Below are 18,842 nucleotides of genomic sequence, written 5' to 3'. Positions count from 1 at the left end.
TGGTTCTGCCTGAGCGCGCTCCAGCAGGCCTGTCCTCATACAGAAGGGCCAGGCTCCGGGGGCGGCAGCATTTGCTGCCATAGCTTGATGACTCCATGACGGAAATCATGAAACTGGTCGCCGCTTACTTTGCCCGGCTGCTTTTGCAGAGCCAGGCGATGAGCCGCCGCGCGGTAGGCTTTGTAAGCCTCCTGCAAACGATGTACATCTTCGCCAGCGATCAGGCCAGCGTTGTGCAGCTCATCAAGAATCCTGATGTTATCGGTATAGCGTAGTAATTCGGGGTACCGGCACGACCAGGCCAGAACCGCATATTGCACCATAAATTCGATATCAACGATACCACCAGCATCCTGCTTAAGATCAAACAGGCGCGCAGCGGTAAAAGCATCATCGTTTGTACCGGCCGCAGTCGCCGACGTACCCAGGTTATCGCGCATTTTTTGCCGCATTGAGGCCACTCCACGGGCAAGCGACAATTCGTCGCGCGTGCGACCTAGCACCTCGGCGCGCAAAGCTGCAAAGCGCTCACTAAGGCGAGGACAGCCAACCAGAGGGCGCGCGCGCACCAGCGCCTGATGCTCCCAAGTCCAGGCTTCTTCACGCTGATAACGGGCAAAGGACGTCAGCGAACTCACCAACAGCCCAGAATCGCCTGACGGCCGCAGACGCATATCCACTTCGTACAGCGCTCCCGACACCGTCTGCGTGTTGAGCATGTGGATAATGCGCTGGCCAAGGCGAGTAAAGAACTTGCTACCTTCAATAGGCTTGGCGCCATCGGTCTCCGATTGTGGATCACCATCGTGGACAAACACCAGGTCAAGGTCAGAACCATGGCCCAGCTCTATGCCTCCCACCTTGCCGTAGCCGACCACGATAAAGTCCATATCGCAGCGCGACCCGTCTGCGCGAGCAGGCTGACCATGCCGAGAGACCATTTCGCGCCAGGCCAGCTTAAGCACTTGCTGCAGAATGGCCTCGGCAATCCAGGTCAGGTAATCGCTGACTTTCATCAAGGGTAATGTGCCGGCGATCTCAGAGGCAGCTACACGCAAAATATGCGCACGCTTGAAGTAACGCAGGGTCTCCATTTGCTGCTCAAGATCATCTTCGGGAATACGCAGCAGCTGTTGACGCAACTCGTCGGCCAGCTCATCCGGTTCCGGCGGCCGATAGAGCCGTCCGGCATTGAGCAGCTCATCCAACACCACGGGATAGCGCGTGATCTGTTCGGCAATCCATGGGCTGGCTGAGCACAGCACCAGTAGCTCACGCAGTGCACTCGGATTCTCGGTCAGCAACACCAGGTACGCCGAGCGCCGCGCCACGGCCTCAATCAGTGGTAACACGCGCTCCAGCGCCAAGTCTGGATTCTCCTGCTCTGCCGCCATGCCCAACAAGCGCGGCATAAACACATCAAGGCGCTCACGACCAAGACGCTGCATGGACTTGACGCGACCGGACGCCAACAGTGAGTTCAGCTTGCGCAACGCTGCAACCGCATCATCAAAACCTGCTTCAGTTAACTGCTCCAGAGCCTGCTCTTCATCCAGCGTACCCTCCCAGAGTGGCAGCCAGTCTGCGTGGGGGGCAAGCGGTTCAGCCTCATCCTCATCAGGATCGGCAATCACCCCCGCAAAATGCCGAGCGACCGTATTGCGCTCCTGGTCCAGCCGCTCACGAAATGACGCCCAATCAGCAAAGCCAAGCATGAAGGCGATCCGCGCCTGCCCCAGCGCATCAGTTGGCAACATCTGCGTCTGACGATCATCTACGGCCTGCAACGCGTGCTCGGTGTCGCGCAGGAAGCAATAGGCCGCACTCAACTCCTCTACCGCGCTGGCGGGCAGGTAATTATTCGCTGCCAAGGTTTGCAGTACGGCCAAAATCGGGCGCTGTTGCAATGCACGATCTCGTCCGCCGTGGATCAACTGAAACGCCTGGCCAATAAACTCAACCTCGCGAATACCGCCAGAGCCCAGTTTGACGTTATCCTGCAGGCCTTTGCGCTGCACCTCACGCTGAATCATCTGCTTAAGACTGCGCAGCGCGTCGATGGCGGCAAAATCCAGATAGCGGCGATAAACGAAGGGCTTGAGCATCGCCAACAGGTCAGCGCCGGCAGCCTGATCACCTGCGACCACACGCGCCTTGATCATGGCGTAGCGCTCCCAGTCTCGCCCCTGACTCTGATAGTACTGCTCCAGGGCATCAAAACTGAATACCAGCGCGCCGCTGTCACCATAGGGGCGCAGCCGCATATCGACCCGAAACACAAAGCCATCGACAGTGGGCGCGTCCAGTGCCTTGATCAACTTCTGACCGAGCCGGATAAAAAACTCTTGATTGGATAGGCTGCGCCGCCCGCCCTGCGTCTCGCCGGGTTCCGGGTAAGCAAAAATCAAATCGATATCGGAGGACAGGTTGAGCTCAAACGCACCCAATTTGCCCATCCCCAATACCACCATGTGCTGTGGCTCCCCGTTTGAACTACACGGCTCACCGAGCGCAACGCAGGTCTGCGCATAAAGCCAGCGATAGGCTTCGTCGATACAGACGTCCGCCATATCAGACAGGTCTCGAGTGGTCTCGGCCAGCACCGCCACACGCGTCAGATCACGCCAGATGATGCGCACCTGATGCAGCTGGCGAAAGCGGCGCAGACGCTGCGCGAGCACATCTTCATCGGCCACATCCTGCAACTCGTGCTGGAGCATCGAGCGCATCTCACCGCCATGCAGTGACCTCAATAAAAGACCATCTTCGAGTAAACGCCATGCCAACGCCGGATCACGTCGTAACTGCTCAGCGACATAATCACTGCCCGCCAATACCTGGGGTAACTGCTGTTGAAACTCGTCACTGAGTGACGGCAGCTCCGACGCCAAGCCAGCGGCATCTGCCGCGGCACGCCATTGCGCCAAATGATGATCAAGAGTGGGACGCAATACGTCCGGTAGAAGCGGCAGAGAATGGGCCATGGTCTATCCTGTACAAAAACCGAAACGGCAGCTTGCCATGATGGCGGTCGGCAGGAAAGCACAGGCAAAGCCGACCGGAGAGTCACAATGTAGCAAAGCTACATGAAAGGCTAATTCGTGCTGGAATAAGCAGTCTTTTTGTAGTAAAACTACAAGAACAAATTCCGTCAACCCGTGTCACAACACCCACAGGTGTTTTGGAAACCCGCGCACGGCATGACTGCGAACTAATCCGTTCACAGCAGCATGGCGCATTCCGGCACTTGCAAGGCCCACAAGGTCTGGAGACCAATAATGAAGCAAGACGATATCGATCCGCTCGAAACCCAGGAATGGCTCGATGCCCTGGAATCCGTACTCGACAATGAAGGTGAAGATCGCGCTCACTATCTGATGACGCGCCTTGGCGAGTTGGCTAGCCGTACCGGCACCCCACTGCCCTACGCAATTACCACGCCCTATCGCAACACCATTCCGGTTACCCACGAAACCCGTATGCCCGGCGATCTGTTTATGGAGCGTCGAATTCGCTCAATGGTTCGCTGGAATGCCCTGGCAATGGTTATGCGTACTAATCAACAGGACCCGGACCTGGGTGGTCACATTTCCACCTTCGCTTCCAGCGCTACCCTGTATGACATTGGTTTCAACTATTTTTTCAAGGCGCCGACTGAAGAACACGGTGGCGACTTGGTGTTCTTCCAGGGGCACGCTTCCCCCGGTATCTACGCACGCGCCTTCATGGAAGGTCGTATCAGCGAAGAGCAGATGAACAACTTCCGCCAGGAAGTCGATGGTGAGGGACTCTCGTCATACCCACACCCCTGGCTGATGCCCGATTTCTGGCAATTCCCGACCGTATCCATGGGTCTTGGCCCGATCCAGGCGATCTACCAGGCGCGCTTCATGAAGTATCTGGAGCACCGCGGCTTTATTGAGCCCGGCAAGCAGAAAGTCTGGTGCTTCGTTGGCGACGGCGAAACCGACGAGCCTGAATCGCTCGGCGCTATCGCTCTGGCCGGCCGCGAGAAGCTCGACAACCTGATCTTCGTTATCAACTGCAACCTGCAGCGCCTCGACGGCCCGGTGCGCGGTAACGGCAAGATCATCCAGGAACTGGAAGGCAGCTTCCGTGGCGCCGACTGGAACGTGATCAAGGTCATCTGGGGCCGCATGTGGGATCCCCTGTTTGCCAAGGACGACAACGGCCTGCTGCAACAACGCATGGAAGACGCCGTAGACGGCGACTACCAGAACTACAAGGCCAACGATGGCGCTTATGTGCGTGAGCACTTCTTTGGCACCCGTCCCGAGCTGCAGGACATGGTCAAGGATCTGTCCGACGAAGAAATCTGGAAGCTCAACCGGGGCGGCCACGACCCCTACAAGGTGTACGCGGCTTATCACAATGCGGTCAACCACGAAGGTCAGCCCAGCGTCATCCTGGCCAAGACCATCAAGGGTTACGGCACCGGTGCTGGCCAAGGTCAGAACACCGCGCACAACACCAAGAAAGTCGATATCGACAGCCTGAAGAAATTCCGCGACCGCTTCGATATTCCGGTTAATGACGACGAACTGGAAAAACTGCCCTTCTACAAACCCGAAGAAGGCAGCGCCGAGTACAAATACCTGCACTCACGCCGCGAAGCCTTGGGCGGCTACATGCCCCAACGCCGCACCGAGAGCAACAAGGTACCGGTACCGCCGCTGGATACGCTCAAAGCCATTCTGGACGGCAGTGGAGATCGCGAGATTTCCACCACCATGGCCTTTGTGCGCATTATTTCTCAGCTGGTCAAGGACAAGGAACTCGGCCCGCGCATTGTCCCCATTGTGCCGGACGAAGCCCGTACTTTTGGTATGGAAGGCATGTTCCGCCAGCTCGGTATTTACTCCTCGGTTGGCCAACTGTACGAGCCAGTCGACAAGAATCAGGTGATGTTCTACCGCGAGGACAAGAAGGGCCAGATTCTGGAAGAAGGCATCAACGAAGCAGGCGCGATGTCCAGCTGGATTGCCGCGGGCACTGCCTACAGCACGCACAACCAGCCCATGCTGCCCTTCTACATCTTCTACTCGATGTTTGGCTTCCAGCGCATTGGCGATCTGGCCTGGGCCGCTGGCGACAGCCGCGCCAAGGGCTTCCTGATCGGCGGTACCGCTGGGCGCACCACGCTGAACGGAGAAGGTCTGCAGCACGAGGATGGCCACAGCCATATTCTGGCCAGCACCATTCCCAACTGCCGCAGCTACGACCCAACCTATGGCTACGAGCTGGCAGTCATCATCCGCGAGGGCGCTCGCCGCATGATGGAAGAGCAGGAGAACGTCTACTACTACCTGACCGTGATGAATGAAGCCTACGAACAGCCGGCCATGCCCAAGGGCAAGGACGTGCAGGACGGCATCATGCGCGGCATGTATCTGCTCGATTCGACCGGCAAGCCGGGCGACCTGCATGTGCAGTTGATGGGCAGCGGCACCATTCTGCGCGAAGTGCGTGAGGCAGCAGCGATCCTCAAGGATGACTTTGGCGTTACCGCCGACATCTGGAGCGTTACCAGCTTTAACGAACTGCGCCGCGACGGTCTCGCGACTGAGCGTCAAAACCGCCTGCACCCCACGCGCAAGAAGCAGCTCACCTTTGTTGAGCAGTGTCTTGAGAAGCGCAGCGGTCCGGTCATCGCCTCAACCGACTACATGAAGCTGTTCGCTGATCAGATTCGCGAATGGGTTCCAGGCACCTACAAGGTGCTGGGCACTGACGGTTTCGGTCGCAGCGATAGCCGCCGCAAACTGCGCCAGTTCTTCGAGGTAGATCGTCACTGGGTTGCCTACACCGCGCTTAGCGCGCTGGTGGAAGAAGGCAAACTGAAGCCCAAGGTGCTGACTGATGCACTCAAGACCTTCGGTATCGACCCTGACAAGATCAACCCACTGGACTGCTGAGGAGCGACGGTATGAGTGAAGTTATTAAAGTACCCGACATCGGCGGCGGTGAGGGTGAAGTCATCGAGATTCTGGTCAAGGAAGGCGATACCGTCGAGGCGGAGCAGTCCCTGGTTGTACTGGAGTCCGACAAGGCCAGCATGGAAGTACCCTGCCCCAAAGGCGGCGTGGTGAAATCCATCAAAACCAAACTGGGCGACAACCTGAAAGAAGGTGACTCACTGATCGAGCTGGACGTAGCCAGCGACGACAGCAAAGCCGAGCCGGAAAAATCCGCAGCCAAGGAACCGGCGAAAGAGTCGGAGCCCAAACAGGAAGAGAAAAAACCGGCGAAGCCCAAAGGCGAGCAGAAGCAGGCCGCCAGCAAGAGCGAGCCGGTCAAGGTACCGGACCTGGGCTCAGACGCAGGTGCCAAGGTTATCGAGATTCTGGTCAGCAAGGGCGACAAGGTCGAAGCCGACCAATCGCTGCTGGTGCTGGAGTCAGACAAGGCCAGCATGGAACTGCCAGCGCCCTTCGCCGGGGTGATCGAGTCCATCGAGGTGAAGCTGGAGCAGGACGTCAAAACCGGCGATCTGATCATGCATATGCAGGTTCAGGGCGAAGCAGACGACGCAGACGACGCAGAACCGGAAGCCGCTGCAGAAGCAGCCAGCAGCAGCCCCGAGCCGACTAGCGAAGATAAACCCAAGCCAGCGCAGAGCAAGACGCAGGACGCCGATACACCGCCTCCGGTCGGTGGCCCTAGCCGCGAAGGCGCCAAGGTCCATGCCGGCCCTGCAGTGCGACTACTGGCCCGCGAGTTCGGTATCGAGCTGGCCGACGTCAAACCGTCAGGCCCGCGTGATCGCATCCTCAAAGAAGATGTGCAGCAGCACGTAAAAGCGGTAATGAAACAGCAGAAAGGCGCGCCCACGGCTGCTGGTGGCTCGGGTATTCCGGCCGTGCCTGAAGTCGATTTCTCGCGCTTTGGCGAGATTGAAACCAAGGACATGACTCGCCTGCAGCAGGCTGGTGCGACCAACATTCATCGCAGCTGGCTAAACGTACCGCATGTCACCCAATTTGACCTGGCAGACATCAGCGCGCTGGAAGTCTTCCGCAAAGACCAGAAAGCCGTGGCAGAAAAGGCTGGCGTCAAGCTGACCATCCTGCCCTTCCTGCTCAAGGCCTGCGCACATGTTCTGAACGAACAACCGGGCTTCAACGTGGCGCTGGCGCCCAATGGCAAGCAGTTGATCCAGAAGAAGTACGTGCATATCGGCTTTGCCGTTGATACGCCGGACGGCTTGTTGGTTCCAGTCATTCGCGATGTCGACAAGAAGAGTCTGCTGCAACTGGCAGGCGAAGCGGCTGAGCTGGCAGAGAAGGCGCGCAACAAGAAACTTGGTGCCGACGCCATGCAGGGTGCCTGCTTTACCATTTCCAGTTTGGGACACATCGGCGGCACTTACTTCACACCTATTGTGAATAGCCCTGAAGTTGCAATTCTGGGGGTTTCCAAGGCAACCATGCAGCCGGTATGGGATGGTAAAGTGTTCCAGCCGCAGTTGATGCTGCCGCTATCACTGTCCTACGACCACCGTGCGATTAACGGCGCAGCGGCGGCGCAATTCACCAAGCGGCTCGGTGAACTGCTCGGCGATATCCGCTCCATGTTGCTGTAAGCGTTCGATAGCACTGTAAAAAAGCCTCGGGATTTCCCGGGGCTTTTTTTTCACTATTTCAGAAGTCGCTGATTCTGCCACCAGACGGCGAGCTCGGTACGGCCCCGGTCCCCGCCAGGCCGAGCAACGCAGCGAACCCGAGGGGCCGCGTGGCCGGGATGGCCTAGGGCGAAAAGCAGGCTTGAGTAAGACCACACAAACAAAAAACCCCGCACGGTTTCCCGTGCGGGGCTTCTTAACGCTACACCATCAATCAGACAGTAAACACAAACTCATCGCCTTCGACCTTGGCCTGGATAGTCGCACCCGAGACAAAGTCCCCAGCCAGAATCCGCTGCGCCAAGGGGTTCTCGATCCAGCGCTGGATAGCCCGCTTGAGTGGCCGCGCCCCGTAAACCGGGTCGTAACCCACTGCTACCAGTTTCTCCAGTGCCTCAGCGCTCAGCTGCAGATCAAGTTCGCGTTCAGCCAGACGCTCGCGCAAGCGACCCATCTGAATTTCCGCAATCCCGGCGATCTGTTCGCGACCCAGCGGCTCAAATACCACCACTTCGTCGACGCGGTTGATGAACTCCGGCCGGAAGTGCTGGCCCAGCGCATCCATAACCGCCGCGTGCTGTGCCTCAGGATCACCCACCAGCTCCTGGATCTGGGTTGAACCCAGGTTGGAGGTCATCACGATCACGGTGTTGCGGAAGTCAACCGTACGGCCCTGACTATCGGTGAGGCGGCCATCTTCCAGCACCTGCAGCAGCACGTTGAACACGTCCGGATGCGCCTTCTCGACCTCATCCAGCAGGATCACCGAATAGGGCTTGCGGCGCACCGCCTCGGTCAAATAGCCACCCTCCTCGTAACCCACATAGCCCGGGGGCGCACCGATCAACCGGGCAACCGAGTGCTTCTCCATGAACTCGGACATATCGATCCGCACCATGGCCTCTTCGGTATCAAAGAGGAACTCGGCTAACGCCTTGCACAACTCTGTTTTACCCACCCCGGTTGGCCCAAGGAACATAAAGGAACCGCTGGGGCGGTTCGGGTCAGACAGCCCCGCACGCGAGCGACGTACCGCGTTCGATACGGCAACCACGGCCTCGTTTTGTCCGATGACGCGCTTATGCAGAGCGTCTTCCATGCGCAGCAATTTATCGCGCTCACCTTCCAGCATCTTGGACACCGGAATGCCGGTCCACTTGGAGACCACTTCAGCGATCTCTTCATCGGTAACCTTGTTGCGCAGCAACTGGTTAGCCGGTTTAGTATGCTGCTCAGCCATCTGCTGGCTGCGCTCCAGATCCGGAATCACACCGTACTGCAGCTCAGCCATCCGGTTCAGATCGCCCTTGCGGCGCGCCTGTTCCAGCTCGGCCTTGGCCTGCTCAATACGCTCCTGAATCTGTGCAGAGCCTTGCACTTCGGCTTTCTCTGACTTCCAGATCTCCTCCAGATCAGCGTATTCAAGCTCCAGCTTGGCTATTTCTTCCTTCAACTTTTCCAGCCGTTTGAGCGCGGCATCGTCATCCTCTTTCTTCAAGGCTTCGCGTTCCACCTTGAGCTGAATCAAACGCCGCTCAAGACGATCCAGCGCCTCCGGCTTGGAATCAATTTCCATGCGGATACGACTGGCGGCCTCATCAATCAGGTCGATGGCCTTATCCGGCAGCTGGCGATCGGTGATATAACGATGCGACAGCTTGGCCGCAGCGATGATCGCACCGTCAGTAATGGTGATCTTGTGGTGCACTTCATAGCGCTCCTTCAGACCCCGCAAAATTGCGATGGTATCTTCCTCGGAAGGCTCGTCCACCAACACCTTCTGGAACCGACGCTCGAGCGCGGCGTCCTTCTCGATATACTGACGATACTCATCCAGCGTGGTAGCGCCCACGCAATGCAGCTCGCCACGTGCCAGTGCTGGTTTCAGCATGTTACCGGCGTCCATCGAGCCTTCAGCCTTACCGGCGCCGACCATGGTATGCAGCTCGTCAATAAACAGAATGACGCGACCTTCATGTTTCGATAGCTCATTGAGTACCGCTTTCAAACGCTCCTCAAATTCGCCACGGAACTTGGCACCCGCTATGAGTGAGCCCATATCCAGCGACAACAAGCGCTTGTCTTTCAGGCCATCGGGCACCTCGCCATTAATAATGCGCTGGGCCAAACCCTCAACAATGGCGGTTTTACCCACGCCTGGCTCACCGATCAATACCGGGTTGTTCTTGGTCCGACGCTGCAACACCTGAATGGTGCGACGGATTTCATCGTCACGACCAATCACCGGATCCAGCTTGCCGTCTTCCGCTTTTTTGGTCAGGTCAACGGTGTACTTGTCGAGTGCCTGGCGCGATTCCTCGGCGTTGGGATCGTTCACTGCTTCGCCACCACGCAGGTTGCTGATAGCGTTCTCCAGCGCTTTTTTGGACACGCCCTGGCCAAGCAGTATCTTGCCAACGGTGGTGTTTTCATCCATCGCGGCAAGCAACACCAGCTCGCTGGAAATAAATTGATCGCCACGCTGCTGCGCCAGACGGTCGGCCTGGTTTAGCAACCGGGCCAGATCCGTAGACATACTGACATCACCCGTAGGGTTACTCACGGTCGCCAGCTTATCGAGCGCACCGCCCAATTCACTACGCAGCGCATTGATGTCAAAGCCCACCTGCATCAACAGCGGCTTGATTGAGCCCTGCTGCTGCTCCAGCAGCGCTACCAACAGGTGGAGAGTGTCGATCTGAGTGTGGTCGCGCCCAACCGCAAGCGATTGCGCGTCGGACAAAGCGACCTGTAATTTACTGGTCATACGGTCAATACGCATGGTATTCGTCCTGTGTTAAGTGGCCTGAACCGCCAAGGGTGGCGGTAGGCAGAGTCGATATTCATGACTATTTAATGAGGACTATTATGGCGCTTTCAAGGCCAAGGAAGCTGATAAGGGTCAATTTTTTGTCACTTAGCCTTTTTCATTGACGCTTCAGCAAAAAATATCGCCACCGCCCAAGCCTAGCCGATCAACGCCCGGTCTGCGCTAATGAGCTGCCAATTGATTGGACAGTAGAAAATGATCAGTCGCGTAACCAGATCAAGGAGGCGAAGCGTCCGGTTTGCCCATCACGACGATAGGAAAAATAGCGCGCAGGCTCGCTGACAGTGCATAAATCCCCGCCATAGACTGCAGTGACCCCGGCATTGGCAAGACGCTGACGTGCAAGTAAATAGATATCGGCGAGATAATGCCCCGCACGCGCGGAGGGCAGAAAAGCAGCAGCGGATTGCGCATCTGCGGAAATAAACGCCGCGCGCACCTCAGGTCCGACTTCAAACTCTTGCGAACCAATAGCCGGCCCCAGCCATGCCATTAGCGAGTAACCGGGGCTACCCATACCTTTTATCGTCTGCTCCAATATGCCATCGAGCAAACCTCTCCAGCCCGCGTGAGCGGCAGCAACACGAGTGCCATCCTTATTGCAGAAAAGCACCGGCAAACAGTCTGCCGTCATCACCGTACAGGCGATGTTACGCTCATTGGTCCAGCTGGCGTCGGCGTCGAGAACCTGAGTGGCGTCCGCCTTAACCAAATGCGTACTGTGGGTCTGGTTCAACCAGGCGGGAGCACAGCCCAGTACGCGCTGCAGTTCGGCACGATTGGCCGCCACGTGGCTGACTTCGTCACCCACATGGCTACCCAGATTAAAGCCCTTCCAGGGTCCCTGGCTGCAACCACCACGGCGCGTAGTGATGCAGGTTCGTACATTCGCAGGCGCTGGCCATTCGGCGCTGATCCACAACGGACTCATTCGGCTATCTCACCGTCCTCTTTAAGCAGCGCCAGCAGATGCTGCATATCAGCAGGTATAGGGACTTGCCACTGCATCAGACGACCATCCAGCGGGTGCTCCAGCTCAAGCCGGCGTGCGTGCAGTGCCTGACGAGGGAACTCGCGCAACTCGCTGATCAACTCAGGACTGGCGCCTGGCGGAATACGCAACCGGCCACCGTAGGTGGTGTCGCCTACCAGCGGAAAGTAAATATGACTCATGTGGACGCGAATCTGGTGAGTGCGGCCGGTTTCCAGCTTGACCTTCACATGAGTGTGCGCGCGAAAGCGATTGATCACGCGATAATGGCTGATCGCCTGCTTGCCGCCAGCAACTACTGCCATTTTCTGCCGCTGCGTACCGTGCCGCGCAATAGGTTGGTCAACCTTGCCGCCCGCGGTCATAACGCCGACCACCACACATTCGTACTCACGGCTTACGGTCCGCGCCTGCAGCTGCGCCACCAGATCGGTTTGCGCTTCAATTGTCTTGGCGACCACCATCAGGCCTGTGGTGTCTTTATCCAGGCGATGCACAATACCTGCGCGCGGCACCTTTGCCAGCTCAGGCGAGTGATGCAGGAGCGCATTCAACAGCGTGCCATCGCGGTGCCCGGCGGCCGGATGCACCACCAGACCGGCTGGTTTGTTGATTACCAGCAGAGCATCGTCTTCATAGATAATGTCCAGAGCAATTGCTTCAGGCTGCCAGTCTCCCTGCACTTCACGCTCAGCATTGAGCGTCAGCTGCTCACCGCCGTAAACCATATCGCGCGTTCGTTTTTGCTCGCCATCAACCAGCAGACTGCCATCTTTTATCCAAGCCTGCAGGCGCGACCGCGAGTGTTCAGGAAACAATTGGGCCGCCGCTTGGTCAAGGCGTTGACTACCTGACTCGTGACTAACTTGTGCAGACAAAAGAATACGATCGGTCATACAGGACTCGTTGGATAAAGCGGACTATGAAGCGGCAGATGCAATCCCTTTTGGTTTCGTCTCTGCGCTGTGGTTAAATACGGCTTTTCCCGGTTTGCCGGGACTGCTGCACAAGCCTTAACTATAACAGGACGGCTGCTGTCGAAACAGCGTGGCGCCGTCCATTCGGATGTCATGATATGTCGCTGAAACATCTCCTGCTGGTCGGCCTGCTCGCTTTTGTTGCCGCCTGTTCTACCAATAAGACCGTAATCGACGAGTCGCTCAGCGAATCAGAGCTTTACCGCAAAGCGCAAACCGATCTGGACGCAGAAAATTTTGGCCCTGCGATTGAGACCCTGCGGGCGCTGGAATCGCGTTACCCGTTCGGCCGCTATGCCGATCAAGCGCAACTTGAGCTGATCTACGCCTACTACGAAAATATGGAGCCGGAGGCAGCCACAGCGTCCGCAGATCGCTTTATTCGCCTGCACCCGCAGCATCCCAATGTCGACTACGCCTACTACATTCGCGGCCTGGCCTCCTTTACCCGCGACCGGGGCATCTTCGAGCGCTTTTTGCCGCTGGACATGACCCGCCGTGATCCGGGTGCAGCCCGTGACTCGTTCAACGACTTCGCGCAGTTGATCAACCGTTACCCTAATAGCCAATACGCCCCTGACGCTCGTCTGCGCATGGTATACCTGCGCAACCTGCTGGCCGACTACGACGCCCACGTGGGTCACTACTACCTCAAGCGCGGCGCTTACCTGGCTGCTGCCAACCGCGGCCGCTACATTGTGGAGAACTACCAGCAGACCCCAGCGGTAGGCAACGGCCTGGCGCTCATGGTTGCCGGTTATGACCGCCTGGCGATGCACGATCTGGCTGACAGCGCGCTGGAGACCCTGAAACTGAATTACCCCGAGCATCCAGCACTGGTTAAAGGCAAGTTCAAGCATCACGTCGAGCCCAGCCAGCCTGAGATGAACTGGATGGAATCCATGTCCGTCAGCGCCATGGATGTGTTGACTGCACCACCGCCACGCACCGCGAAAACGCAGATGCAACGCCAGATGGATCGCGAGTACCAAGACGCTGTGGCAGCTCTGCCCCGTGAGGTTCGAGTGCATGACGAAGAAGGCCGCCGTTCATTCTGGAACCGCATCACCTTCGGTCTGATTGACTAAAATCTGACCCTGTAAAAAAGCCCGCGCTGATTTGCATCAGCGCGGGCTTTTTTGTTGCTGCAAGCTACAAGCTACAAGCTACAAGCTACAAGCTACAAGCTACAAGCTACAAAAGCGTAAACTCACTATCACCACCGTCAAGCCGCTTTTGCTTTTGCTTTTTCTTTTTCTTTTGCTTTTGCTTTTGCTCTTGCTCTTGCTCTTACTTGAAGCTTGAAGCTTGAAGCTTATGGCTTATGGCTTATGGCTTATGGCTTGTGGCTGCTCAATCATCCAGTGCCCAACCAGAGGTAATAGGATAGCGACGGTCACGCCCAAAGCCGCGCTGGGTAACCCGTGCACCCACCGCAGCCTGGCGGCGCTTGTACTCATTGAGATCAACCAGCCTGAGCACACGCTTGACCACATCCTCGGCAAAGCCAGCGGCGATAATCGCACTCGCTGACTGATCATGCTCGATGTACAGACGCAATATCTCATCCAGCTCCGGGTAAGCCGGCAACGAATCCTCATCTTTCTGGTCCGGTGCCAATTCGGCAGATGGCGGTCGATCAATCACGCGCTGCGGGATAACCGGGTCGATGCTGTTGCGATACTCAGCCAGCCGGAACACCAGCGTCTTGGGCACATCCTTCAGCACATCAAAGCCGCCGGCCATATCGCCATACAAGGTCGCATAACCCACGGCCATCTCACTCTTGTTACCTGTGGTCAGTACCAGCGAGCCAGTCTTGTTCGATAGCGCCATCAATAACGTGCCACGGCAGCGCGCCTGCAGGTTTTCTTCCGTAGTGTCGCGCGGCAGACCGGCGAAAACAGGCTCCAGCGTAGTCATAAACGCCTCAACCATAGGCGCGATGGGCAGCACACGGTAGGTAACCCGCTGGGTATTAGCCTGCGCCTCGGCGTCTTCGAGGCTCATGCCGGAGGTGTAGTGGTAGGGCATCATCACCGCCTCAACCCTTTCAGCGCCCAGCGCATCGACTGCCACTGCCAACGTCAGCGCAGAATCGATACCACCCGATAGCCCAAGCACCACTCCCTTGAAGCCGTTCTTATTGACGTAATCGCGCACCCCGGTGACCAGCGCCTGATAAACGCTTGCCTCGAGCTCCGGCATAGCGGCCAGCGCCCCCTGATGCAACTTGACCGACTCATCGTCAAACAGCACGTCCACCGGATACAAGCCTTCATCAAAGGCCCCGACCCGACAGGCAACATGCCCACTGCTGCCAATGGCGACCGAGCCGCCATCAAACACCAGTTCATCCTGCCCACCCACCTGATTGACGTAAATGATCGGCATGCCGCCTTGCTGCGCACGCTCAGCCAACATGGCTTCACGCTCCTGCTGCTTATCCATATGAAATGGCGAGGCATTCAGATTGAGCATCAGGCGTCCACCGGCCTGGGCCGCGAGCGCCATCGGTTGCGGATGCCAAATATCCTCACAAATACTCAGCGCAACCGGCAGACCCTCTATGTCCACTACACAGGCGCCATCGCCCTCGGTGAAGTAGCGCTTTTCATCAAATACGCGGTAATTGGGCAACTGCTGCTTGGCATAGGAAGCGACTATTTTCCCATCGGCGATGACGGCAGCCATGTTGAAACACTGCCCTTCGCTCTGCCAGGGATAGCCCACTACGACATGAATGCCCTGCACTTCATCACACAATCGCTGCAACGCACTCTCAATACGCGCCTGCATGTTCGAGCGCAGTAACAAGTCCTCAGGCGGATAACCGCACAAAGACAGCTCGGGAAACAAAATGACCCGTGCCCCCAGTTCATCACGTGCATGTACAGACGCACTAATGATGCGATCAAGGTTACCGGGGATATCGCCGACCCGCATATTCAGCTGGGCCATCACGAGGCGCAAGGTCGCTGCCATGTTCACTCTCCTGAATCAGAATGGCACCTATTGTCCGGCATGCACCGCAGCCTCGCAATCGTCGCGTGCTCTGAGTCTGCCAAAGGCCAGGCTCCGCCGCTTTGGCTGCTGCGGCCAATGGGCTACACTAATCCACCTTCACTTTGTATAGCAGTGGTCATGGGCTTGATAAAACTGATAATTCTCGGCGCGCTTATCTGGTTGGCTCTCAACCTGTGGCGACGCACTCAGATTGTAAAGAACCGGGCCAAGGGATCACCCTCGCCGCGTGACCAGGCACCGGTAATGGTGCGATGCGCGCACTGCCAGGTACATCTGCCGCGCGATCGCGCCTTGCGTGCCAACGATAACTGGTACTGCTGTGCGGAGCATCGTGATGCCCAGCCAGAGTGAGCAGATAGACTCGCAACGGCCTCGCCTGCTCCGCATTTATAATCTCTATCGGGTGATTCTGGGTTTCGGCCTGACGCTCCTCACCAGTTCGGTCTTACGTGACGGCCTGCTCGATCTGAGCGATCCACCGCTCTACGCGAAGACCAGCTGGGTCTACCTGTTCATCAATGTTCTGGTAGCACTGCTACTGCATCGCGGTCGACGCGACCTGCATGTCTTCATCCTGACACTGGCCGATATCGGCTTGCTTGGCGTGGTATTTTTCGCCGCAGGTGGTGTAGGTAGCGGTTTTGGCAACCTGTTGATCATCCCTGTCGCGATTGGCAATATCCTGCTGCATGGCCGTATCGGCCTGTTACTGCCCGCCCTGGCCAGCATCGGTCTGATCTATCTGACCTTCTTCCTTAGCCTGACACACCCCTACATCGGCCAGAGTTATCTGCAGGTCGGCGTATTGGGTTGTATCTATTTCGCCGTGGCGCTTTTTGTACAACGCTTTAGCCGACGACTGTATCTGTCGGAAACTCTGGCACAGCAACAGGCGGCGACCCTGGCCAGCATGGAGGAGCTGAACGAGCTGATTATTCAACGCATGCGTACTGGCATCGTCGTGGTCGGCTCCGACAACCGCATCGTCGCGGGCAATGAAGCCAGCGCACAAATGCTGGCACGGCCTATTCTCACTGGCGCAGCGCTCAACAAGCTGGTGCCAGAGCTGGACAAGCGACTGCAGCAATGGCGACGTAACCCGTCAACGCGCTCGACCTCCTTCCAGAGCCACAGTGGCAGTACCGAGGTGCTGGCCAACTTTAAACCGTTGGGTGATAGCGGCGACAATACCATTCTGATTTTTTTGGACGATAGCACTCAGATTGCACAACAGGCGCAGCAGCTCAAACTGGCCTCACTGGGCAGACTGACGGCCAGCATTGCGCACGAGATACGCAATCCCTTGGGTGCCATTAGCCATGCGGCGCAGCTACTCAATGAATCAGATCAAATGGACAAACAAGATCTGCGCCTGACCGAGATCATCCAGCAGCATTCAAAGCGCATGAATCGCGTCATAGAGACCGTGCTGGAGCTCTCACGTCGTCGCCCCAGCGAGCCACAGCTAATTGACTTGGCGTTGTGGACCTCCAACTTCCTCAACGACTTTCGTGCCGCCAACCCGGCCACGGACACCATAGAATGCGAAATCGAGAAAGAAGGCATACTGACGCGAGTGGACCCGAATCAGATAACCCAGGTGCTCGATAACCTGTGCCAAAACGCCTTTCGGTATAGCGGCGCGGCCGGCAGCCACAGGACGATTTATCTGAAGCTGTATGAAGACAGCAGCAGTCAGTTACCAACGATAGAAGTCATCGACCACGGCCCTGGCGTAGCAGCAGAGCACGTTGGACATATCTTTGAGCCCTTCTACACTACTGAAGCCAGCGGCACCGGTCTTGGTCTTTATATTTCACGTGAACTGTGCGAAAGCAATCAGGCTCGGCTGGAGTATCAGACAGTCACCCCTACCGGCAGCTGCATGCGTATTACCTTCGCCCACCCCAAACGACTGGTATGATTGACCAGGTAACACGTTTAAAGGCAAGGAGCACCCAAGGCTGACATGAGTAAACCCACTGTCCTGATCATTGACGACGAGCCCGACATCCTTGAATTACTGGATCTGACGCTTGGACGCATGAACGTCTGTACTGAAAGCGCCAGCACCCTGAACCAGGCTCTTTCTCTGCTGCGCAAAAATCACTATGCACTCTGCCTGACCGACATGCGTCTGCCTGACGGAGACGGCATGAGCGTCGTACGGCATATCCAGCAACACAGCCCCTGTACGCCGGTTGCCATGATTACGGCTTACGGCAGCCTGGACACCGCCATCAATGCTTTAAAAGCCGGCGCCTTCGACTTCCTGACCAAACCGGTTGATCTAAACCGCCTGCGCGAACTCGTCAGCGCGGCCTTAAAATTAACTCAGTCCGCTAGCGAACCTGAGGGGCAGGAGCAGGATCCCTTGCTTGGGGTATCACCGCCCATGGAGCGCCTGCGCAAACAGATCGGCAAACTCGCGCGCAGCCAGGCTCCGCTGTATATCAGTGGCGAGTCCGGCAGCGGCAAAGAGTTAGTCGCGCGCCGGATACATGCGCTCGGCCCTCGCACTGAGCAGCCCTTTGTTCCGGTGAACTGCGGCGCGATACCCTCGGAGCTGATGGAAAGCGAGTTTTTCGGCCATCGTAAGGGCAGCTTCACCGGCGCTGTAGCGGACAAACCCGGCCTGTTTCAGGCGGCAAACCGCGGCACTCTGTTCCTCGACGAAGTCGCCGACCTCCCCATGGCGATGCAGGTCAAATTGCTGCGCGCGATTCAGGAAAAGGCCGTTAGACCCCTGGGTACGCAACAGGAAGAAGCAGTCGATGTACGCCTACTCTGTGCAACGCACAAGGATCTGGCCATTGAGGTAGCGGAAGGTCGTTTTCGACAGGATCTGTTCTACCGCATCAACGTTATTGAATTAAAGGTGCCACCGCTACGCGAGCGACGTGAAGATTTACCCCTGCTCACTCGCCATATCCTCGGCAAGCTGGCGCAGCGCAATGGACTACCGACGCCACAGATCACCGACAGCTGTATGGAGATGCTGTGCAATTACCGTTTTCCCGGTAACGTGCGAGAGCTTGAGAACACACTGGAGCGCGCCTTTACGCTGTGCGAGAACCAGCGCATTGAAACCTCGGATTTACAATTATCTGGCTGCCCTTCACCCGGCGGTGACGACAGCCAGGATCTAAGCCAGATCGACCATCTGGAAGACTTTCTCGATAACATAGAGCGTCAGGCCATTACTCAGGCGCTGGAAGAAACACGCTGGAATAAAACCGCCGCGGCCAAAAGATTGGGGCTCACCTTCCGCTCCCTGCGCTATCGCCTGAAAAAACTGGGGCTGGACGACTGATAGCTGGAAGCTGGAAGCTGGAAGCTGGAAGCTGGAAGCTGGAAGCTGGAAGCTGGAAGCTG

General features: G+C 57.3%; 11 protein-coding genes. 6 read left to right on the top strand and 5 right to left on the bottom strand.

Annotation, left to right across the window (positions count from 1 at the left end):
- Positions 1-35: 35 nt before the first annotated feature.
- On the bottom strand, positions 36-2,984 hold the full coding sequence (gene glnE, locus EF096_RS00170) for a bifunctional [glutamate--ammonia ligase]-adenylyl-L-tyrosine phosphorylase/[glutamate--ammonia-ligase] adenylyltransferase (RefSeq protein ID WP_123887583.1): 2,949 nt from the start codon (positions 2,982-2,984) through the stop codon (positions 36-38).
- A gap of 294 nt (positions 2,985-3,278) precedes the next feature.
- Between glnE and aceE the strand changes: the two genes are divergently transcribed.
- Together aceE and aceF are read left to right on the top strand one after the other, a co-directional pair.
- Complete coding sequence (aceE, locus tag EF096_RS00165; RefSeq protein ID WP_123887582.1) at positions 3,279-5,936, top strand: pyruvate dehydrogenase (acetyl-transferring), homodimeric type; 2,658 nt, start codon at positions 3,279-3,281, stop codon at positions 5,934-5,936.
- Positions 5,937-5,947: 11 nt separating this feature from the next.
- Positions 5,948-7,603, top strand: a complete 1,656-nt coding sequence (aceF, locus tag EF096_RS00160; RefSeq protein ID WP_123887581.1) for a dihydrolipoyllysine-residue acetyltransferase — start codon at positions 5,948-5,950, stop codon at positions 7,601-7,603.
- Positions 7,604-7,856: 253 nt separating this feature from the next.
- Here the strand turns inward: aceF and clpB are convergent, their stop codons facing one another.
- The 3 genes from clpB to rluD form a co-directional block, all read right to left on the bottom strand.
- Complete coding sequence (clpB, locus tag EF096_RS00155; protein WP_123887580.1) at positions 7,857-10,424, bottom strand: ATP-dependent chaperone ClpB; 2,568 nt, start codon at positions 10,422-10,424, stop codon at positions 7,857-7,859.
- A gap of 247 nt (positions 10,425-10,671) precedes the next feature.
- Positions 10,672-11,403, bottom strand: coding sequence for a peptidoglycan editing factor PgeF (gene pgeF, locus EF096_RS00150; protein ID WP_123887579.1), 732 nt, complete (start codon positions 11,401-11,403; stop codon positions 10,672-10,674).
- The gene (gene rluD, locus EF096_RS00145; protein ID WP_123887578.1) at positions 11,400-12,359 is read right to left on the bottom strand and encodes a 23S rRNA pseudouridine(1911/1915/1917) synthase RluD; all 960 of its coding nucleotides are present in this window, start codon (positions 12,357-12,359) and stop codon (positions 11,400-11,402) included. Before rluD ends, pgeF begins: the two co-directional genes overlap by 4 nt.
- A gap of 179 nt (positions 12,360-12,538) precedes the next feature.
- Here rluD and EF096_RS00140 point away from each other — a divergent pair, with 179 nt between their 5' ends.
- Positions 12,539-13,528 carry an outer membrane protein assembly factor BamD gene (locus tag EF096_RS00140; protein ID WP_123887576.1) on the top strand — a complete coding sequence of 330 codons (990 nt, stop codon included), beginning with the start codon at positions 12,539-12,541 and terminating at the stop codon, positions 13,526-13,528.
- A gap of 265 nt (positions 13,529-13,793) precedes the next feature.
- Here EF096_RS00140 and EF096_RS00130 read toward each other — a convergent pair whose 3' ends face one another.
- Positions 13,794-15,425, bottom strand: coding sequence for an NAD+ synthase (locus tag EF096_RS00130; protein WP_123887572.1), 1,632 nt, complete (start codon positions 15,423-15,425; stop codon positions 13,794-13,796).
- On the opposite strand from EF096_RS00130, the gene EF096_RS20780 reads away from it, so the two are divergent.
- The 3 genes from EF096_RS20780 to EF096_RS00115 are packed head-to-tail and all read left to right on the top strand — an operon-like array spanning position 15,330 to position 18,780.
- Entirely contained in the window at positions 15,330-15,818 is a 489-nt protein-coding gene (locus EF096_RS20780) for a PP0621 family protein (RefSeq protein ID WP_310734970.1), read from the top strand. The genes EF096_RS00130 and EF096_RS20780 overlap by 96 nt on opposite strands.
- The gene (locus EF096_RS00120; protein WP_123887568.1) at positions 15,802-17,391 is read left to right on the top strand and encodes a two-component system sensor histidine kinase NtrB; all 1,590 of its coding nucleotides are present in this window, start codon (positions 15,802-15,804) and stop codon (positions 17,389-17,391) included. The genes EF096_RS20780 and EF096_RS00120 overlap by 17 nt, the downstream gene beginning before the upstream one ends.
- A 45-nt stretch (positions 17,392-17,436) precedes the next feature.
- Positions 17,437-18,780, top strand: coding sequence for a sigma-54-dependent transcriptional regulator (locus EF096_RS00115; protein ID WP_123887566.1), 1,344 nt, complete (start codon positions 17,437-17,439; stop codon positions 18,778-18,780).
- Positions 18,781-18,842 lie beyond the last annotated feature (62 nt).

The sequence above is a fragment of the Pseudomonas neustonica genome (assembly GCF_003797945.1).
GTDB classification, from domain to species: Bacteria; Pseudomonadota; Gammaproteobacteria; order Pseudomonadales; family Pseudomonadaceae; genus Halopseudomonas; species Halopseudomonas neustonica.
The sequence above is the reverse complement of the archived record's forward strand: the minus strand, read 5'-3'. Positions and strand labels throughout refer to the sequence as shown.